The organism is Micromonospora sp. RTP1Z1 (genome assembly GCF_033804685.1).
Lineage (GTDB): Bacteria > Actinomycetota > Actinomycetes > Mycobacteriales > Micromonosporaceae > Micromonospora.
Genome location: NZ_JAPFQV010000093.1, coordinates 1 through 19,737 on the forward strand (window position 1 = coordinate 1; position 19,737 = coordinate 19,737).

At 71.2% G+C, this 19,737-nt stretch carries 16 protein-coding genes and 2 pseudogenes; 8 read left to right on the top strand and 10 right to left on the bottom strand.

The window, feature by feature from the left end:
- Positions 1-1,366, top strand: a pseudogene (locus SLP03_RS29490) (glycosyl hydrolase); the annotation flags it as partial.
- A gap of 140 nt (positions 1,367-1,506) precedes the next feature.
- On the opposite strand, the gene SLP03_RS29495 reads toward SLP03_RS29490, so the two are convergent.
- The 6 genes from SLP03_RS29495 to SLP03_RS29520 all read right to left on the bottom strand — a co-directional run bounded on the left by SLP03_RS29495 (position 1,507) and on the right by SLP03_RS29520 (position 8,052).
- On the bottom strand, positions 1,507-2,010 hold the full coding sequence (locus SLP03_RS29495; RefSeq protein ID WP_319463921.1) for a hypothetical protein: 504 nt from the start codon (positions 2,008-2,010) through the stop codon (positions 1,507-1,509).
- A 128-nt stretch (positions 2,011-2,138) separates the two neighbouring features.
- Entirely contained in the window at positions 2,139-3,170 is a 1,032-nt protein-coding gene (locus SLP03_RS29500; RefSeq protein WP_319463922.1) for a dipeptide ABC transporter ATP-binding protein, read from the bottom strand.
- Positions 3,154-4,194: an ABC transporter ATP-binding protein gene (locus SLP03_RS29505; protein WP_319463923.1), complete on the bottom strand. Its 1,041-nt coding sequence runs from the start codon at positions 4,192-4,194 to the stop codon at positions 3,154-3,156. The genes SLP03_RS29500 and SLP03_RS29505 overlap by 17 nt, the downstream gene beginning before the upstream one ends.
- Positions 4,195-4,259: 65 nt before the next feature.
- Complete coding sequence (locus tag SLP03_RS29510) at positions 4,260-5,216, bottom strand: ABC transporter permease (RefSeq protein WP_319463924.1); 957 nt, start codon at positions 5,214-5,216, stop codon at positions 4,260-4,262.
- A 72-nt stretch (positions 5,217-5,288) separates the two neighbouring features.
- On the bottom strand, positions 5,289-6,227 hold the full coding sequence (locus SLP03_RS29515) for an ABC transporter permease (protein WP_319463925.1): 939 nt from the start codon (positions 6,225-6,227) through the stop codon (positions 5,289-5,291).
- A 187-nt stretch (positions 6,228-6,414) separates the two neighbouring features.
- Positions 6,415-8,052: an ABC transporter substrate-binding protein gene (locus tag SLP03_RS29520; RefSeq protein WP_319463926.1), complete on the bottom strand. Its 1,638-nt coding sequence runs from the start codon at positions 8,050-8,052 to the stop codon at positions 6,415-6,417.
- A gap of 458 nt (positions 8,053-8,510) precedes the next feature.
- Between SLP03_RS29520 and SLP03_RS29525 the strand changes: the two genes are divergently transcribed.
- The 3 genes from SLP03_RS29525 to SLP03_RS29535 all read left to right on the top strand — a co-directional run bounded on the left by SLP03_RS29525 (position 8,511) and on the right by SLP03_RS29535 (position 11,939).
- Positions 8,511-9,371, top strand: a complete 861-nt coding sequence (locus SLP03_RS29525) for a bifunctional methylenetetrahydrofolate dehydrogenase/methenyltetrahydrofolate cyclohydrolase (RefSeq protein ID WP_319463927.1) — start codon at positions 8,511-8,513, stop codon at positions 9,369-9,371.
- A 124-nt stretch (positions 9,372-9,495) separates the two neighbouring features.
- Complete coding sequence (locus SLP03_RS29530) at positions 9,496-10,446, top strand: malate dehydrogenase (RefSeq protein ID WP_319463928.1); 951 nt, start codon at positions 9,496-9,498, stop codon at positions 10,444-10,446.
- A gap of 275 nt (positions 10,447-10,721) precedes the next feature.
- Positions 10,722-11,939, top strand: a complete 1,218-nt coding sequence (locus SLP03_RS29535) for an NADP-dependent isocitrate dehydrogenase (protein WP_319463929.1) — start codon at positions 10,722-10,724, stop codon at positions 11,937-11,939.
- A 290-nt stretch (positions 11,940-12,229) separates the two neighbouring features.
- Here the strand turns inward: SLP03_RS29535 and galT are convergent, their stop codons facing one another.
- The 4 genes and pseudogenes from galT to SLP03_RS29555 form a co-directional block, all read right to left on the bottom strand.
- Positions 12,230-13,303, bottom strand: a complete 1,074-nt coding sequence (galT, locus tag SLP03_RS29540; protein ID WP_319463930.1) for a galactose-1-phosphate uridylyltransferase — start codon at positions 13,301-13,303, stop codon at positions 12,230-12,232.
- Positions 13,300-14,103, bottom strand: a complete 804-nt coding sequence (locus SLP03_RS29545) for a DeoR/GlpR family DNA-binding transcription regulator (protein WP_319463931.1) — start codon at positions 14,101-14,103, stop codon at positions 13,300-13,302. The genes galT and SLP03_RS29545 overlap by 4 nt, the downstream gene beginning before the upstream one ends.
- A gap of 188 nt (positions 14,104-14,291) precedes the next feature.
- Positions 14,292-15,821 carry an adenylyl-sulfate kinase gene (gene cysC, locus SLP03_RS29550; RefSeq protein WP_319463932.1) on the bottom strand — a complete coding sequence of 510 codons (1,530 nt, stop codon included), beginning with the start codon at positions 15,819-15,821 and terminating at the stop codon, positions 14,292-14,294.
- 119 nt (positions 15,822-15,940) lie between these two features.
- Positions 15,941-16,153: pseudogene (locus tag SLP03_RS29555) on the bottom strand (DM13 domain-containing protein); the annotation flags it as partial.
- Positions 16,154-16,266: 113 nt separating this feature from the next.
- Between SLP03_RS29555 and SLP03_RS29560 the strand changes: the two are divergent.
- Genes SLP03_RS29560 through SLP03_RS29575 form a run of 4 tightly spaced genes read left to right on the top strand, consistent with a single transcriptional unit; the run spans position 16,267 to position 19,735 of the window.
- Positions 16,267-17,181 carry an ABC transporter ATP-binding protein gene (locus SLP03_RS29560; RefSeq protein WP_319463933.1) on the top strand — a complete coding sequence of 305 codons (915 nt, stop codon included), beginning with the start codon at positions 16,267-16,269 and terminating at the stop codon, positions 17,179-17,181.
- Positions 17,174-18,055 carry an ABC transporter permease gene (locus tag SLP03_RS29565; protein ID WP_319463934.1) on the top strand — a complete coding sequence of 294 codons (882 nt, stop codon included), beginning with the start codon at positions 17,174-17,176 and terminating at the stop codon, positions 18,053-18,055. Before SLP03_RS29560 ends, SLP03_RS29565 begins: the two co-directional genes overlap by 8 nt.
- Entirely contained in the window at positions 18,052-19,020 is a 969-nt protein-coding gene (locus tag SLP03_RS29570) for an ABC transporter ATP-binding protein (RefSeq protein WP_319463935.1), read from the top strand. Before SLP03_RS29565 ends, SLP03_RS29570 begins: the two co-directional genes overlap by 4 nt.
- Positions 19,021-19,024: 4 nt before the next feature.
- On the top strand, positions 19,025-19,735 hold the full coding sequence (locus SLP03_RS29575; protein WP_319463936.1) for an ABC transporter permease: 711 nt from the start codon (positions 19,025-19,027) through the stop codon (positions 19,733-19,735).
- Positions 19,736-19,737 lie beyond the last annotated feature (2 nt).

A 19,737-nucleotide genomic window follows, 5' to 3' on the forward strand; every position in this document is an offset into this window, starting at 1 on the left:
CGTGATCGGCAAGGGCTACGGCCCGGGCATCCAGGCCTGGTACAACCAGTTCCTCACCGTCGACCCGGCCAACCCGAACCACATCTGGGCCGGCCTGGAGGAGGTCTACGAGTCGACCGACGCGGGCGCCAACTGGAAGACCGTCGGGCCGTACTGGAACTTCAACTTCGGCTGCTGGAACATCAGCGACGCGCAGAACAAGTGCAACAAGACGACCCACTCCGACCAGCACTCCGTCGCGGTCGGCAACGGCTTCGTCTACGTCGGCAACGACGGCGGCATCTACCGCCGGCCGATCAACGGCAAGACCGACAAGGACGGCCACGCGACCGACTGGCAGAGCCTCAACGACGGCACCATCGACGCCCTGCAGTACTACTCGGTGGCGGTCGGTAAGGACCCGGCCAAGGCCGGCACGGTGGTCTCCGGTGGCCTCCAGGACAACGGCGCCTCGGTGCTGCGCGCCGGCGACACCGTGATGGGCTCCAACTTCGGCGGTGACGGTGGCGACTCGCAGGCCGACCCGGCGAACGGCTGCAAGCAGGTCCAGGAGTACACCAACCTGGCCATGCGGGTGACCGAGAACTGCAACGCCAACACCGGCCCGGGCACCCTGGAGACCTCCACCTCGAGGGACATCCGGCCGTACACCAACGCGCCGGGCGACGAGCCGGCCCGGTTCATCGCGCCGTTCGCCCCGGACGCCCTGAACGCGAACGTCTGGGTGGCCGGTGGCCAGCACGTCTGGGCCAACACCAAGGGGTACTCGATCTCCAACGGCAAGGGCTGGACGAACGTCTTCGACCTCGGCGCCGGGCACACCGCGACCTCGGTGGCGGTCTCCAGCGGTACGGCGTACGTCGGCTGGTGCGGACCGTGCAACAACGCGGGCTTCACCCGGGGCGTCGCGGTCGGCAAGGTCAACGACCCGGCCAGCTGGCACCAGCTGACCCTGCCGGCCGACTTCCCGAACCGGTTCGTGCAGGGCGTCGGGGTCGACCCGGCAAACCCCTCGCACGCCTTCCTCGCGATCAACGGGTTCTCCCGGCGGTTCACCGAGGGACCGGGCGCCGGCTTCGGCCACGTCTACGAGACGACCGACGCGGGCACCTCCTGGAAGGATGTCTCGGCGAACCTGCCGGACGTGCCGGCCAGCTCGATCAAGGAGCTGTCCAACGGCGGCCTGGTGCTCGCCACCGACCTGGCCACCTTCTACCGGGCGCCGGGCGCTACCGACTGGCAGCGGCTCGGCACCGGCCTGCCGCTGACCGTCGGCATGGACGTCGAGTACAACGCGGTCGACAACTCGGTCTACGTGGCCACTCACGGCCGTGGCATCTGGGCGTTCGACCTGGCCCAGCTCTGAGCCGTCGGCGGTCCGGCCCGGTTCCCGATCCGGGCCGGGCCGCCGGCCGAACACCGGCAGCCCCGTCCCCCTTCCTCCGGGGGCGGGGCTGCCGTCGTGGGCGGGGCCGGCTGGCGGTCGGGCCGTACCGGGACGCCGGCTCAGCCGGCGCGGAGGGTGACGGCACCCCGGGTGCCGTCGGCGCGGTCGGCCTGGATGGTCCAGCATCCCGGGGTGGGGAAGACCCAGTAGGAGCCCCACTCGTCGCCGGGCCGCGCCCAGGTGCTGCCGCCGTGGTGGTCGAACGAGCGGGGCTCGACGGTGACCCCGCCGGGGCCGACGGCGCGCAGTGTCAGCTCACCCGAGCCGGTCACCTTCAGCGCGATCTTGACCTGTTCGCCGGCGGGCAGCCTGCCGTCGTGAAGGAAGAGCAGCGTCCAGAACACCCCGGGGGTGCCGGCCACCTCGCCACCCGCGGCCATGACCTCGTCGTACCGGTGGTCGGGCGGGCAACTCGGCGCCGGGCCGGCGCCGTCGGGCGCGGGGCTGGTGCCGGCGGCATCCGTCGACCCGGCCGGGGTCGGCCCGGCCGGCGGCGAGCCGCCGTCACACCCCGCCAGCAGGCCCCACACCGCCACCAGGACGATCGATCGACGAATCCGCACATCCCGAGTCTCCCGTGCCCGTCAAACCCGGACCTGCCTCGATCATGAAGTTGTTGCCCGCCGGACCGGCGGTCGGGCCCACAACTTCATGATCGACTCGCCTGCGGGGACGACGCCGGGGTCGGGCGTCAGGCCGGGGTGGGGCGGACCTCGGCGAAGTGGCAGGCGGAGGGGTGCGGGTCAGCCGCGCGGAGCACCGTGTGCGGCTCCTGGGTGGCACAGATGTCCTGGGCCTTCCAGCAGCGGGTGCGGAACCGGCAGCCGCTCGGCGGGTCGGCCGGGCTCGGCACGTCGCCGGTGAGCCGGATCATGTTCCGGTCGTCGCGGGCGTCCGGGTCGGGCACCGGCACCGCCGAGAGCAGCGCCTGGGTGTACGGGTGGGTGGCCCGCTCGTAGATCTCCTCCTCGGTGCCGATCTCCACGATCTTGCCGAGGTACATCACCGCGACCCGGTCCGCAATGTGCCGGACCACCGACAGGTCGTGCGCGATGAAGATGTACGACAGCCCGAACTCGTCCTGGAGCTGCTCCAGCAGGTTGATCACCTGAGCCTGGATCGACACGTCCAGGGCCGAGACCGGCTCGTCGCAGACGATGATCTCCGGCCGGAGCGCCAGCGCGCGGGCGATGCCGATGCGCTGCCGCTGGCCACCCGAGAACTGGTGCGGGTACCGGTTGATGTGCTCGGGGTTGAGCCCGACCACGTCCAGCAGCTCCTGCACCCGCTTCTGCTTGCTGCCCTTCGGGGCGACGTCCGGGTGGATCTCGAACGGCTCACCGATGATGTCGCCGACCGTCATCCGCGGGTTGAGCGAGGTGTACGGGTCCTGCATCACCATCTGCATGTTTCGGCGCAGCCGGCGCAGCTCCGACCCGGAGGCCTTGAACAGGTCCTTCCCCTCCAGGGTGGCCCGGCCGGCGGTCGGCGTCTCCAGCCGCATCAGCAGCCGCGCCAGGGTCGACTTGCCGCAGCCGGACTCGCCGACCACGCCGAGCGTCTCGCCCCGGCGCAGCTCGAAGCTGACCCCGTCGACGGCCCTCACCGCGCCGGTCTGCTTCTTGAACAGCACACCCTGGCTGATCGGGAAGTGCTTCACCAGGTTGTCGACGGAGAGGATCGTCTCGCCGCGGACCTTGGTCGGGCTAGCGGATGCTGTCATCACGGACCTCCTGCGCGAAGTGGCACGCGCTGGTCCGGCCGTCGCCGAGGACCAGGTCGTGCGGCACCACGTCCACGCAGACCTGCTGCACGTACGGGCACCGGGGGTGGAAGGGGCAGCCGGAGGGGATCCGCATCAGGTTCGGCGGCAGCCCCTTGATGGTGGAGAGCGCCTGCCCCCGTACGTCCAGCCGCGGGATCGACTCCAGCAGCCCCTTGGTGTACGGGTGGGCCGGCGCCCGGTACAGCGAGCGCACGTCGGCGTGCTCGATGATCCGGCCGGCGTACATGACGGCGATCCGGTCCGCGACGCCGGCGACCACGCCCAGGTCGTGGGTGATCAGGATCATCGCCATGTTCAGGTCGCGGCGCAGGCCGGCGAGGAGGTCCATGATCTGGGCCTGCACGGTGACGTCGAGCGCCGTGGTCGGCTCGTCGGCGATCAGCACCTTCGGGTCCATCGCCAGCGACATCGCGATCATGACGCGTTGCCGCATGCCGCCGGAGAACTGGTGCGGGTAGTCGCCGATCCGCCGGGCCGCGGCCGGGATCTTCACCAGGTCCATCAGTTCGATGGTCCGGCGCCGGGCATCGCCCCGGGACATCCCCTCGCGCTGGCGCAGGGTCTCGCCGATCTGCCAACCGACCGGGAAGGTCGGGTTCAGCGCGGAGAGGGCGTCCTGGAAGATCATTGCGATCTCCTTGCCCCGTACCTGCCGGCGCTGCTCCTCGGAGAGGGTGAGCAGGTCCCGGCCCTGGTAGAGGATCTGGCCGGAGCGGATGACCGCGGGCGGAGTGTCGAGGATGCCCATGATCGCCTGGGCGGTGACCGACTTGCCCGAGCCGGACTCGCCGAGCACGGCGAGGGTCTCGCCGGGATCGAGGTGGTACGAGACCCCGTTGATCACCTTGGCCACGCCCTCGGAGGTGCGGAACTCGACGTGCAGGTCCCGTACGTCGAGCAGGTGACCGCCCTCCGGGGTGGCGGAGGCCGGCGTGGGAGAAACAGCGGAGTGGTGGGTCACTGTGCCTGCCTTTCGCTCTCGACTGCGTGGCTCGCTTCGCTCACTCCTCGCGCTCGCACGTCACGTCACCGCAGCTTCGGGTCGAAGGCGTCACGGATCGCGTCGCCGAGCATGATGAAGGCCAGCACGGTCAGCGCGAGGAAGGCGGACGGGACGATCAGTGGGGTCGCCGACTCCCGCATGTGCACCCGGCCGGCGTCGATGTCGATGCCCCAGGAGATGGTCGGCGACTTGAGGCCGATGCCGAGGAACGACAGGGTCGCCTCGGCGGCGATGAACGAGCCGAGCGCGATGGTCAGCACCACGATCGCCGGGGCCAGCGAGTTGGGCAGGATGTGTCGCCACATGATCCGGCTGTGGCCGGCGCCCAGCATCCGGGCGGCGGCGACGTAGTCCTGCTCCTTGGCTGTGATCACCGAGGAGCGGACCACCCGGGCGGCGGTGGTCCAGCCCAGGATCGCGAGCACCACGATCACCGCGGCGAGCCGGGTGTTCGGTCCGCCGGTGCTGACCCGCTTGAGCAGCACGATCGCGGCCAGCAGCAGCGGGATGCCGAGCACGATGTCGATCACCCGGGACAGCACGGCGTCGATCCACCGGCCGAAGTAGCCGGCCACCATGCCGACCACCACGGCGATGATCCCGGTGAGCAGGGCCGAGAGCAGGCCGACCAGCAGCGACGCCCGTGCCCCATAGACCGAGCGGGCGTAGATGTCGCAGCCCTGGAAGTCGTACCCGAAGATGGCCCCGCCGGACGGCCCGGCGTGCTGCCGGGAGAGCACGCAGTTACGCGGGTCGTTGCTGGCGAACAATCCGGGGAAGGCCGCCATCGCGGCGACCACCACGACCAGCAGCAGGCTGATCCAGAAGATCGGATTGCGGCGCAGGTCGCGCCAGGCGTCGCCGGCGAGGCTGCGCGGCTTCTGCGGGGTGCCCACCTGGCTCGGGGCGCCCGGCTCACCCGACGGCCCCCGCCGGGCGGCCTGGTTCTCACTGGCCGCTACCGTCTCAAAATCGCTCATGCCCGCACCTCGTTACGCTCACTGCGGGCACGAGCGCCCGCGCACGCTGCGTTCATGATTCGTTCGCTGCGCTCACTCATAGCGAATCCTTGGGTCGAGTACGGCGTACAGGACGTCCACCACGAGGTTGGACACCAGGTAGACCACGACCAGGACGCTGACGATGCCCACCACGAGCGGCCCGTCCTCGGTCTTGATGGCGCGGAACAGGTTGAAGCCGACGCCGGGGATGTTGAACACGCCCTCGGTGATGATCGCGCCGCTCATCAGGTTGCCCAGCTCGACGCCGAGGAACGTGATCACCGGGATCAGCGAGTTCCGCAGCACGTGCACGCTGATGATCCGGCGGCGCAGCAGGCCCTTCGACTTCGCGGTACGGACGTAGTCGGCGCGGAGGTTCTCGGCGACCGACGTCCGGGTCAGCCGCAGCGCGGTGGCCAGCGACAGTGAGCCGAGCACGATGCCGGGCAGCAGCAGGGCGTAGAACGTCGGATTGGATCCGGCGGTGGGCGGGAAGAGCTGGAGCTTGACGCCGAGGAAGTACTGCGCCAGCGGGGCCAGCACGATGGTCGGGATGCCCAGCACCAGCAGCGTCAGCAGCAGCGTCGAGTTGTCGAAGATGCTCGCCCGGCGGATACCGGCGATCACACCGGCGGTGACCCCGAAGAGGATCGCCACGGCCAGCGCGATCAGCGCCAGCTTGACGGTGACCGGCCAGGCCTGCTGGAGGATCTGGCCGATGGAGCGCCCGGTCAGCGACTGGCCCAGGTCGCCCTGGACCAGGCTCTTGACGTAGTCGAAGTAGCGGTAGAAGAAGCCGCCCACGCCGGTCGCGTCCAGGTGGTACTTCTCGGTCAGGTATGCCCGCTGGGCTGCCGTCACCGGCCGCTCACCAGCGAGGGCCTGGATCGGGTCGCCCTGGCCGGCGAACATCAGCGCGTAGACGATCAGGGTGGTCCCGAAGAACGCCAGGACCATCTGCAGAAGGCGCCGCAGGATATAGCGGAACATACTTAGCAGTCTCTCTGGAAAAGGGCAATAGGGGCGCGGTACGGCTGCGGACGTACCGCGAATTCTGGGACCGGCCCCCCGGCTTTGTGGCGGGCGCCGGGGCCGGGCGAGGTGGCCCCGGCTGGCGTGCCGCGCGTCGTTCGGGCCACCCGGGTGTTCACCCGGGTGGCCCGAACCGCTGGTCAGCTCAGCTGACCGCTTCGATCTTGACCAGGTTGACCCGCTGGAACAGGTCCATCTCGACGTTCTTGACCTTGGTCGAAGAACCGTAGACGTTCTGGCCGAAGCGCAGCGGGATCACCGGCATGTCCTTCGCCAGGATGTCCTCGGCCTGCTGGTACTTCTTGATCGCCTCGTCCTGGGTCGGCGCGGCCGAACCCTCCTTGACCAGCTTGTCGAACTCCGGGTTGCTGTAGCCGTAGTAGTTCGACGAGCCGTTGGTGGAGTACAGCGGGCCGAGGTAGTCCTCCATCGACGGGTAGTCCATCACCCAGCCCATCCGGAACAGCCCGACCGGCTGCTTCTTCTCGACCTTGGTCAGCAGGTCGGCGAACTTCGGCTCGGCGGAGCCGACGCAGTCCACGCCCAGGTTGGCCTTGAGCTGGTTGCAGGTGGCGTCGACCCAGTCCTTGTGGCCACCATCGCCGTTGTACGAGATGGTGATCTTGGCGGGGCCGCCCGCGGCCTGGTAGAGCTTCTTGGCCTCGGTCGGGTTGAACTGACCGGCCGCACCCGCGGTGTCGTCCCGATAGCCCGGCAGCACCGGCGAGACGAAGGAGCGGGCCGGCTGCTGCGAGCCCTTGAAGACCGACTTGGTGATCTCGTCCCGGTCGATCGCCATCGAGATGGCCTTACGCACGTCCGGGCTGCGGAAGTCCTTGTCGAAGGTCGGAAAGGCCAGGAACTGGAAGGACGACATCGGGCTGGTCTTGTACCGGTCACCCAGGTCGCTCGCCGCGGAGCTGATGTTCTCGGTCGGGATCGTGGGGATCACGTCGAGGTTGTCGCCGAGCACGTCCGCGTACGCCGCGCTCAGCTGCTGGTAGATCCGGAACTCGACGCCGTGAACCTTGGGCTTCTCAGCCGGGTAGGCGTCGTAGCGCTCGACCTCGATCTTGGCGTCGTGCTGCCAGGTGCCCTTCATCTTGAACGGGCCCTGACCGATCGGCGCCTGCTCGTAGGAGTCCTTGAGCACGCCCGGAGCGGAGAACGCCGCCTTCGGCAGCGGGTAGAACGCGGTGTAGCCGAGCATCGTCTTGAAGTCGATGTACGGCTGCGACAGCGTGACCGTGAAGGTCTGGTCGTCGACCTTCTTCAGGCCGGACATGGCCTTCGCCTTCGGCGCCGGCGCGGCCTTCGGGCCGTCGCCGTCCGGGTCGACCGACTGCAGGTCGTCGTAGCCGGCGATCTTCTCGAAGAAGTAGCTGCCGCCCTGGCCGTTCGGCGCGTACGCGCCGTAGTTCCAGGCGTTGATGTAGTCGTCGGACGTGACCTTCTGGCCGTTGTGGAAGGTGAAGCCGTCCTTGAGCTTGATCGTCCACACCTTGTTGTCCGAGGACGCCACCGACTGGGCCGCCACCTCGTACGGCTTGTTCTGCGCGTTGTAGTCGACAAGCGGGCTGAACAGGCCGGCGAGGACCTGTGAGCCGGACGTCTCGGTGGTGTTGGTCGGGACCAGGTGCTGCGGCTCCCCGATCTGGATGCTGGCCGCCGCGTTGGGGTTGCTCTTGCCGGATCCGCCGTTGCCGCCCGAGCCGCAGGCCGAGAGGCCCAGGGTCACCGCGAGCGGGAGAGCGGTCCAGGCGGCGAGCCTACGAACCTGCATTGAGTCTCCTCATCTCCTCACGCTGCGCGGTCGGGCCCGGCGTTGGGTGACGCTGCGCAACGAGTCGTAACGGTAAGTCGTCGGCGGTGGATTCGGCAACGAGCGCGTTGCGACTGGGCAACGATGTGGGCCACCCGGTCATGTCCACCGGCCGGTGTCTGCTAGGCGGGATGTCGGGCAATGGCTGCTCAGGGGCGATTCAGCCGCTCGTTGGCGAGCCTCGGTGTCAGGTCGCAGCCCTGCCACGCGGTTGTCGACCGGTCGCCCGGGCTGTCCCGCTTGTCGACCGACAGTCGGAGTGCGAATGTGTCACGATTCACACGGCGTCACTCTGGGTGACGAAGAACATGTAACGGATCGTTACCGTCGCGAGGGCGTCGGGCCTCCGGCGGCCTCCTCGGGACCCGGTCGCCTCTGGTACCCGGAACGTCGGGTCCCGGTCGTGAGACGATCGGGACGTGACGGCGACGATCCTGGACGGCAAGGCGACCGCGGCGGAGCTCAAGGACGAGCTGCGGGTGCGGGTCAAAGCGCTCGCCGAGCGCGGCATCACCCCCGGGCTGGGCACCGTCCTCGTCGGCGCCGACCCCGGGTCCCAGGCGTACGTCAACGGCAAGCACCGGGACTGCGCCGAGGTGGGCGTCGCCTCGATCCGCCGGGAGCTGCCCGCCGACGCCCCCCAGGCCCAGGTGGACGAGGTGCTCGCCGAGCTCAACGCCGACCCGTCCTGCCACGGCTACATCGTCCAGCTGCCGCTTCCGGCCCACCTGGACACCCAGCGCGCGCTGGAGATGATCGACCCGGACAAGGACGCCGACGGGCTGCACCCGGTCAACCTGGGCCGCCTCGTCCTCGGCTACGACGGTCCGCTGCCCTGCACCCCGCGCGGCATCGTCGAGCTGCTCCGCCGGCACGACGTGGCGCTGCGCGGCGCCACGGTCGCGGTGGTCGGTCGGGGCAACACGGTGGGCCGCCCGCTCGGCCTGCTGCTCACCCGCCGCAGCGAGAACGCCACCGTGACCCTCTGCCACACCGGCACCCTGGACCTCGCCGCGCACACCCGGGCGGCCGACATCGTCATCGTCGCGGCCGGCGTGCCGGGACTGCTCACCGCCGACATGGTCACCCCGGGCGCCACCGTGGTCGACGTCGGCATCACCCGCGTGATCGGCGCCGACGGCAAGGGCCGCTACACCGGTGACGTGAACCCCGAGGTGGTCGAGGTCGCCGGCGCGCTGGTGCCGATGCCGGGCGGCGTCGGCCCGATGACCCGGGCGATGCTGCTCACCAACGTCGTGGAGCGCGCCGAGCGCGGCTGATCCGGCCGGGGCGGTGGGTGTCGTTCCGCCCATGCGCGGCATAACCGTCCGCCCCTGACCCGATCGGTGCCAGGATGGCTGATACGGTCCGGAAAACCGACTGGTATCAGGGAGTGGGACGACCATGGGTAAGAAGGTCACTGTCGTCGGGGCCGGCTTCTACGGCTCCACCACCGCACAGCGCCTGGCCGAGTACGACGTCTTCGACACCGTCGTGATCACCGACATCGTGGAGGGCAAGCCGGCGGGTCTCGCGCTGGACCTCAACCAGTCGCGCGCGGTCGAGGGCTTCGAGACCAAGGTCGTCGGCGTCACCACCGGCCCGAACGGCGAGGGCTACGAGGCCATCGAGGGCTCCGACGTCGTCGTCATCACCGCCGGCCTGCCCCGCAAGCCGGGGATGAGCCGGATGGACCTGCTGGAGACCAACGCCAAGATCGTCCGGCAGGTCGCCGAGAACGTCGCCAAGTACGCCCCGAACGCCGTCGTCATCGTGGTCTCCAACCCGCTCGACGAGATGACCGCGCTGGCCCAGCTCGCCACCCAGTTCCCGAAGAACCGGGTGCTCGGCCAGGCCGGCATGCTGGACAGCGCCCGGTTCACCAACTTCGTCGCCGAGGCGCTGGACGTACCGGTGAAGTCGGTCAAGACCCTCACCCTCGGCTCGCACGGCGACACCATGGTCCCGGTGCCGTCCAAGAGCACCGTCAACGGCAAGCCGCTGCGTGAGGCGATGCCGGCCGAGCAGATCGAGGAGCTGGTCGTCAAGACCCGCAACGGTGGCGCCGAGGTGGTCGCCCTGCTCAAGACCGGTTCGGCGTACTACGCCCCGTCGGCCGCCGCCGCCCGGATGGCCAGGGCCGTGGCCGAGGACTCCGGCGAGATCATGCCGGTCTGCGCCTGGGTCGACGGCGAGTACGGCATCTCCGGCGTCTACCTGGGCGTCGAGGCCGAGATCGGCCGCGAGGGCATCCGCCGGATCGTCGAGACCGACCTGGACGCCGACGAGATGGCCAGCCTGCTGGCGGCCGCCGAGGCCGTCCGCGCCAAGCAGGCCGACGTCGCCAACATGTGACCCGACCCACCCGTGAAGGGGCACGCCGGCACCCCCGACGTGCCCCTTCGCCGTCCCCTCGACGCGGGGTTGGAAGAACGGGCCCTCGCCGTCGGTGAGGGCGGTGACCGTGATAGACCCGAGGGTGCGGCTCAGTGGCATCCGGTGATGCTGCCAGCGGTCTCTGCGCCGTGCACCCCGATTCCCGGCCGACCGAGGCCGGCTGGGGCACCCCGGCCGGTTTCCAGTACGCTCGTACTGCTTGAGCACGTGTCCCCCGAGAGGAGCGCCGGCCGATGGCGAAGATCAAGGTAAACAACCCGGTCGTGGAAATCGACGGCGACGAGATGACCCGGATCATCTGGAAGCAGATCCGGGAGCAGCTGATCCTGCCGTACCTCGACGTCGACCTGCACTACTACGACCTGTCGATCCAGCACCGCGACGAGACCGACGACCAGGTCACCGTCGACGCCGCCAACGCCATCAAGCAGCACGGCGTGGGCGTCAAGTGCGCGACCATCACCCCCGACGAGGCCCGGGTGGAGGAGTTCGGCCTGAAGAAGATGTGGCGGTCGCCGAACGGCACCATCCGCAACATCCTCGGCGGCGTCGTCTTCCGCGAGCCGATCATCATGTCCAACGTGCCGCGGCTGGTGCCCGGCTGGACCAAGCCGATCATCATCGGCCGGCACGCCCACGGCGACCAGTACAAGGCCACCGACTTCGTCGTCCCCGGCCCGGGCACGGTGACCATCACCTACACCCCGGCCGACGGTGGCGCCCCGATGGAGATGGAGGTCGCCAACTTCCCCGGCGGCGGCATCGCCATGGGCATGTACAACTTCGACGAGTCGATCCGGGACTTCGCCCGCGCCTCGTTCCGGTACGGCCTGGACCGCAACTACCCGGTCTACCTGTCCACCAAGAACACCATCCTCAAGGCGTACGACGGCCGGTTCAAGGACATCTTCGCCGAGGTCTTCGAGGCGGAGTTCAAGGACCAGTTCGCCGCCGCCGGCATCACCTACGAGCACCGGCTGATCGACGACATGGTCGCCGCCGCGCTCAAGTGGGAGGGCGGCTACGTCTGGGCCTGCAAGAACTACGACGGTGACGTGCAGTCCGACACCGTCGCGCAGGGCTTCGGCTCGCTCGGCCTGATGACCTCGGTCCTGCTCTCCCCGGACGGCCGGACCGTCGAGGCCGAGGCCGCGCACGGCACGGTCACCCGGCACTACCGGCAGTGGCAGAAGGGCGAGAAGACCTCGACCAACCCGATCGCCTCGATCTACGCCTGGACCCGGGGCCTGGCCCACCGGGGCAAGCTGGACAACACGCCGGCGGTCATCGAGTTCGCCAACACCCTGGAGCAGGTCATCGTCGACACCGTCGAGGGCGGCCAGATGACCAAGGACCTCGCGCTGCTCATCTCGCGCGACGCCCCGTGGTTGACCACCGACGAGTTCATGAACGCGCTCGACGAGAACCTGGCGCGCAAGATCAACGCCTGATTCCGCCCCGCGTCACCGACCGAGCCCGCCGGCACCCGCCGGCGGGCTTCGTCGTACCCGGACCGCCGGGCTGCCGGCGCCGGGGGCGGGGGCGGCGTCACTGGCGGGGCAGTGGGTCGTTGAGCTGGGTGGACGTGATGCCAGTCTCGTCCAGGAAGGTTGACCCGCGGTCGCCTCGCGGCCCGAGTGCCGATCAGCCAGCCTTCCCGGCTGTCGCGCACAGCCAGCCGTCCCTTCCCTGCGGGGGGCCCTGTCCCGGGCCCCCCGCGCCCTGTTTCCCGCCCGGGCGGTCAGGCGGTGCGGAGCAGCTCCGCGGCCCGCTCGGGGGCGATGTCGTTGATGAAGACGCCCATCCCGGACTCCGAGCCGGCCAGGTACTTCAGCTTGTCCTTGGCGCGCCGGATGGTGAACAGCTGCAGGTGCAGGTGCCCCAGCTCGCGGTCGATCCGCACCGGCGCCTGGTGCCAGGCCGCGATGTACGGCATGGGCAGGTCGAAGAGCCCCTCGAAGCGGCGCAGCACGTCCAGGTAGAGCGGCCCGAAGGCGTCCCGCTCGGCGTCGTCGAGCGCCGGGATGTCCGGCACCGGCCGGTGCGGGGCGACGTGCACCTCGAACGGCCACCGGGCGGCCGCCGGGACGTACGCCGTCCAGTGCTCGTTGCTCGCCACCACCCGGTCCCCGGCGGCCCGCTCGGCGGCGAGCACGTCGGCGTAGAGGTTACCGCCGATCCGGTCGGCGTGCCGCCGGGCGGCGGTCAGCATCGACCGGGTCCGCGGCGTGACGAACGGGTACGCGTAGATCTGGCCGTGCGGGTGGTGCAGGGTCACGCCGATCTCCACACCCCGGTTCTCGAACGGGAACACCTGCTCCACCCCGGGCAGCTCGGTCAGCGCGGCGGTCCGGTCGGCGAGCGCGTCCAGCACGGTCCGCACCCGGCGCGGCGGCAGGCTGGCGAAGGAGGCGTTGTGGTCGTCGGTGAAACAGACCACCTCGCACCGGCCGCGTCCCGGCCGGACCGGGGTGAACGGGGTGATCTCCACCGGCTCCTCGGCCACCCGCTGGCTCAGCGACGGGAAGCGGTTCTCGAAGACCGCCACGTCGTAGTCGGGGGCGGGGATCTCGCTGAGCCGGTCGACGGTCGACGGGCAGAGCGGGCACTGGTCGGCCGGGGGCAGGAAGGTGCGGGTCTGCCGGTGCACCGCCACCGCCACCCACTCGTCGGTCAGCGGGTCGTAGCGCAGCTGGGAGGCGGGCGGCGGCGGGAGGAGATCGCGGAGGTCCGGCCGGTCGCGGACCGCGTCGTCCCGCTCGTCGAAGTAGATCAGGTCACGGCCGTCGGCCAGCTCGATCTGCGTACGCCTCACTCCGCCGCCTCCTCCGTGGGCCGTCCCGTGCCCGGCACGATCACCAGCTCACCCACCTTCTCGTCGAGTACCCGTCGTGCGTCCGGCGCCAACCGGTCGTCGGTGACCAGCACGTCCGCGGCGGCCAGGCCGACGATGGAGGAGATCCCCACCGTGCCCCACTTGGTGTGGTCGGCGAGGACGACCAGCCGGTCGGCGGCCGCCACCAGGGCCCGGTCGGTGTCCGCCTCCATCAGGTTGGGCGTGGTGAAGCCGGCCCGTTCGCTGATCCCGTGCACGCCGAGGAAGAGCAGGTCCAGGTGGAGCGACGCGATCGCGGCCACGGCCAGCGGGCCGACCAGCGCGTCGGAGGGCGTACGGACGCCGCCGGTGAGCACCACGGTCTGGTCCGGCCGTCCGCCCACGTGCAGGATCTCGGCCACCGGCAGCGAGTTGGTGACCACGGTCAGCCCCGGCACGTCGAGCAGGCGGCGGGCCAGCTCCGCGGTGGTCGTGCCGGCCGACAGGGCGATCGCGGCGCCGGGGCGGACCAGTTCGGCGGCGCGGGCGGCGATCGCCGCCTTCTCCGCCGACTGGCGGACCGCCTTGGCGTGGAAGCCGGGCTCGTCGGTGGAGCCGGGGCCGGTCGGCGTGGCGCCGCCGTGCACCTTGGCGAGGAGGCCCTGCTCGTGCAGCGTCTCCAGGTCCCGGCGGATGGTCATGTCGGAGACGCCGAACTCGGCGGCCAGCTCGGTGACCCGCACGCCGCCGGCGCTGCGGACCCGCTCCAGGATGGCCGTCTGCCGCTGCCGCGCCAGCATCCGCCGCACCTCCGGGGTCCCGCGACCACGTGTCCACGAGGTCGAACGTGTTCCAACAAAGATGAACACTAGCGCGCAGGAGGGCGCGACGGAAGGAATCGGCACCTGGACGACGGACGGCGGACGCCGGCACCCGGACAACCGGACGCCGCCGCCCGGGCGGTGGGCGGCGGCGGGTCCGGAAGGGCTCAGGCGGACTGGAGGCGGGGCTCCACCCAGCCGGTCTCGGTCAGGTGGCTCATCACCAGCTGGACCGCCTCCTCGATGGTCATGTCGGTGGTGTCCACCACCAGGTCGGCGTCGGTCGGCTCCTCGTACGGGTCGTCGATGCCGGTCATCCCGGTGAGCAGGCCGGCCCGGGCGCGGGCGTAGAGGCCCTTGCGGTCCCGCTGCTCGCAGACCTCCAGCGGGGTGGCGACGTGCACCAGCAGGAACCCCGCCCCGGCGGCGTGCGCCATCTCCCGGGCGGTGGCCCGGGCCGCGGCGTACGGGGCGATCGGGCAGCAGATGCCGACGCCCCGATGCCGGGCGATCTCGGCGGCCACCCAGCCGATCCGGCGGACGTTGAGGTCCCGGTCGGCCTTGCTGAAGGTCAGCCCGGCGGAGAGCTCCCGGCGCACCACGTCGCCGTCGAGCAGGGTGATCGTCCGGTCGCCGCCCTCACGCAGCGCGTCCGCCAGCCCGCGTGCGATGGTCGACTTGCCGGAGCCGGAGAGCCCGGTCAGGAAGAGCACCAGGCCCCGGTGCCGACGCGGCGGGCGGGCCCGGACCAGCTCCCTGGCCACCGCCGGCGGGGTGTGCCACTCGGGCAGCGGGAAGCCCCGGTCCAGCAGGTCGTCGATCTCCTCCTGGGTCAGCGCCAGCCGTCGGTTGCGCGGCGGGATGTCCTCCCGCCAGCGCCACTGCCCGTCCCGGTTGTCGTAGGCCAGCTCGCGGGGGACCAGCACCCGCAGGCCCGCGCCGGAGAGCACGTCGGTGGTGGAGAGCAGGTGGGTCACCCCGTACGCGGCGGCGACCCGGGCCCGCAGCAGCGCGTCGCTGATCTCGTCGCGCCGCCGGACCAGCGGCACCGCGACCAGGGTGGCCGGGGGCATCCGGTCCCGCGCGGCGAAGACGCTGCGGACCAGCGCCTCGGCCGGCAGCCCGCCGGTCGCCTCCTCGCCCACCGGGATCATCACCAGCAGGTGCGCGCCGAGCGTGCGGGCGGCGTGCGCGATCTGGGCGAGCTGCGGCCGGTGCAGCGGACGGTCGGCGAAGACCCCGAGCACCCGGCCCGGGGGCAGTAGCCCCTTGACCTCGTCCGGGCCGCGCCGCAACCGCTGGAACGGCCCGTGCCCGCCGTCGCCGAGCCGGCGGACCGCGCCGCCGACGCCCACCGTGCCGTCCCGCGCCGGCCAGACGTCGGTCACGTCCATCGCGGCCACCGGGGCGCCCTCGCCGTCGACGAGCACCAGCGCGCGGCGCAGCGGGTCGTCCAGCTCCAGGCCGTCGGCGAGCGCCGCCGGCACCTGCAGGGTCACCGGTACGGGCCAGGGCGTCCCGTCGGCGAGCCGGCCGCGCCGGCTCAGCGAGGTCAGGTCGGCGCGGGTCATGAAGCCGGTCAACGGGGCGTACGCCCCGGTCAGCAGCAACTCCAGATCGGCCAGTTCACTGGCGCGTGGCGCGTACGCCGGAGCGTCCCGCAGCACGTCTTCGGGCAGCACCCACCCGTTGCTCATCAAACCCCCAACTCACCGGCCGGCACACAGTTTCGCAGCCCATCGGCGATCGGTCGAGAGCGCCACTCCACCTGCCGGCCATCGGCCGTTCGGACGGTCGTCGACCGGGCGCGGCCAGGTCAGCCGGCGGCGGTCAGCGGGGCGGCGCCGAACGACACCGCGAACCGCTCGCACCAGATCGACGCGCTGGTCAGCCCGGTCAGGTCGGTCCCGGCCGGGATGTCGTACGCCTGGTCGCCCTGGTTGCCCCGGAGCGGGCCCAGCTCGACCCGGCGGCCGTCGTCGAAGACCTTCCACCCGGACGGCCCGGTGCGGACCGGCTGGTCGGTCAGGCCAGGTCACCGCCCCACGGCCTTACGGAAGGCTTACCCCTAGTGGGGGAACTCGCCAGGATCAGGGGCGCGCCTGATGCCCCGACGAGCGTCCGCTCCATAGGCTGAGCGGCGTGACACTGATCGCGACCGAGTCGCTGACCAAGACGTACGGAGGTCGGGTCACCGCGTTGGCCGACCTCACGGTGTCGGTGGAGCCGGGGATCATCGGCCTGGTGGGTGCCAACGGCGCCGGCAAATCCACCCTGATCAAGATCCTGCTCGGCCTGCTCCCGCCCACCAGCGGCCAGGTTTCCGTGCTCGGCCTCGACCCGACCACCGACCCGGCGGCGGTCCGCGCCCGGGTCGGCTACATGCCCGAGCACGACGCCCTCCCGCCGGACCTGTCCGCCGCCGAACTGGTCACCCACCTGGGGCGGATCAGCGGCCTGCCCCGCACGGTGGCCCGCGAACGCGCCTCCGAGGCACTGCGCCACGTCGGCCTCTACGAGGAGCGCTACCGTCCGGTCGGCGGCTACTCCACGGGCATGAAGCAGCGGGTCAAGCTCGCCCAGGCCCTGGTGCACGACCCGGACCTGCTGCTCCTCGACGAGCCGACCAACGGCCTCGACCCGCCCGGTCGGGACGCCATGCTCGCCCTGATCCACCGGATCGGCACCGAGTTCGGCATCTCCGTGCTGGTCTGCTCGCACCTTCTCGGTGAGGTGGAGCGGATCTGCGACACGCTGGTCGCCATCGACGGCGGCCGGCTGCTGCGCGCCGACCGCATCTCCGCGATGACGTCGGCCACCGACGTCCTCGCGGTCGAGGTCAGCGAGGGTACGGACGACCTCGCGACCCGGCTCGCCGCGCTCGACCTGCCGGTGGTCCGGGAGGGGCGGCTGCTGCTCGTCCCGCTCGCCGACGACGCCACCTACGACCTGATCCTCGGCGCGGTCGCCGAGCTGGACCTGCCGTTGCACCGGCTGGACCAGCGCCGGCACCGGGTGGCCGAACTCTTCGCCACGAGGGAGCCCAGCAATGCCTGAGCCGACCGGCGTCATCCACGACATCGGCTACCAGCGGTACACCGGCCCCCGGTTGGGGCGCCGACACGTCTTCGGCGCGCTCTACCTGCACGGCCTGCGGACCGCCTTCGGGCTGGGTCGCACCGCCAAGGCGAAGATCTTCCCCTGGCTGGTGGTCGGCGTCGTCACCCTGGTGGCGGCCGGGGTCACCGCGGTCCGCAGCCAGATCGGCCAGGTGGTGATGACGTACGCCCAGTTCGCCGACGCGATGAGCTGGCTGGTCATCTTCTTCGTCGCGGTGGCCGCGCCCGAGCTGGTCTCCCGGGACCTGCGCAGCGGTGTGCTGCCGCTCTACTTCTCCCGGCCGCTGCCGCGCGGCGACTACGCGCTGGCGAAGCTCCTCGCCCTGGTGACCGCGCTCTGGCTGCTGCTCGGCGGCCCGCAGCTGGTGATGTTCCTCGGCGCCGCGTTCACCACCAAGACCGGGATGCGCGGGGTCTGGAACGAACTGCTCGACCTGCTGCCCGGCCTGCTCTACGCCGGGCTCTGGGCGGTGGTCTTCGCCTCGATCGGGCTGCTGGTCGCCTCGCTCACCGGCAAGCGGGCGTTCGCCGCCGGCGGTATCGTCGCGGTCTTCCTGATGACCACGCCGATCGTCGCCACCCTCTCCGTCATGCCCTCGCGGACGGTGAACGAGCTGGCCCTGCTCGCCTCGCCGCCCACCCTCGTCCAAGGGGTCGGTGTCTGGGCCCTCGGCGACCTGCTGGTCCCCGGCGGCCAGGGCGGCCCACGGATCGGCGACTTCGGCCCGGTCTACGCGGTGGTGGCGGTGCTGGTCGTGGCCGTCTCCGTCGTCCTGCTGTTGGCCCGGTACCGGAAGGTGGCCACCCGATGAGCACGATCAGCGCCGGCACCGAGCGGGTGGCCCCGGCCGCCGACGGCCGCCCGGCCAGCGTCCTCGACCTCGCCGGCGTCTCCCGTTGGTACGGCAACGTGGTGGCGGTCAACGACATCACCATGCGGCTCGGCCCGGGGGTGACCGGACTGCTCGGCCCGAACGGCGCCGGCAAGACCACCCTGCTGCACATGATGGCCGGGTTCCTCGCCCCGTCGCGGGGCGCGGTGACCCTGGACGGGGAGCCGACCTGGCGTAATCCGCAGGTCTACCGCCGGCTCGGGCTGGTCAGCGAACGGGAGGCGGTGCACAGCTTCCTCACCGCGTACGAGTTCGTGCTGGCCAGCGCGAAGCTGCACCGGCTGCCCGAGCCGGAGGCGGCGGCCAGGCGGGCGATCGCGCTGGTTGAGATGGAAGACGCGCAGGAGCGGCGGATCGGCACGTACTCCAAGGGCATGCGGCAGCGCACCCGGGTGGCCGCGGCGCTGGTGCACGACCCGCAGGTGCTGCTGCTGGACGAGCCGTTCAACGGGATGGACCCGCGGCAGCGGCTGCACATGATGGCGCTGCTGCACTCCCTCGGCGACGCCGGCCGGACCATCCTGTTCAGCTCGCACATCCTGGAGGAGGTCGAGCAGGTCTCCGGGACGGTGCAGGTGATGGTCGCCGGCCGGCTGGCCGCGTCCGGCGACTTCCGGACCATCCGCCGGCTGATGACCAACCGGCCGCACGTCTTCGCGGTCCGCTCCACCGACGACCGGGCGCTGGCCGTGGCGCTGATCGCCGAGCCGTCGGTGACCGGGGTCGAGCTGGGGCGGGACGGGCTGACCGTCCGGGCCGGCGACTACGGCGCCTTTACCCGGGCGCTGCCGAAGATCGCCCTGGCCCGGGGCATCCGGGTCCGCGCGCTGACGCCCGAGGACGAGTCCCTGGAGAGCGTCTTCTCCTACCTGGTGGAGGCCTGAACCCATGTCGACCATTACCTGGATCACCGCGCGCGGGCTCTTCGGCCGCCGGCGGTTCCTGCTGCTGCTTCCGCTCCCCGCGGTGCTGCTGCTGCTCGCCGTGACGTCCCGGGCGTTCGGGGTGGACCCCGGCCAGTGGGGGCCACCGGTGCTGGTCGGGCTCGGCCTGGCCGTGGTGCTGCCGGTGGTCTCGCTGATCGTCGGCACCGGCGTGCTGGGCGCCGAGATCGACGACGGCACGGTGGTGCACATCCTGACCAAGCCGCTGCCGCGCTGGCAGATCGTGCTGCCGAAGCTCGCCGTCGCGACCGGGGTCACCGCGGCCACCGTCGCCGTGCCGCTCTACGTCGCGGGCGTGCTCGCCCATTCGGTGCGCCTCGGCCTGGCGCTCGCCGCTGCCGCGTCGATCGGGGCGCTGGCGTACTCGGCGCTGTTCCTGGCGCTGAGCCTGGTCACCCGGCGGCCGGTCCTGCTCGGGCTGGTCTACGTGCTGATCTGGGAGGGGCTGCTCGGCAACTTCGTCAGCGGCACGAAGGTGCTCTCGATCCAGCAGTGGGTGATCGCCCTCGCCGACCGGATGGCCCCGACGGAACTGCTCTCCACCACGGTCTCCGTGCCGGTCGCCGGCGTGCTCACCGCCCTGGTCAGCGTCGGCTTCACCGTCCTGGCCATCGACCGCCTCCGCTCCTTCTCCGTGGCCGGCGAAACAAGCTGACC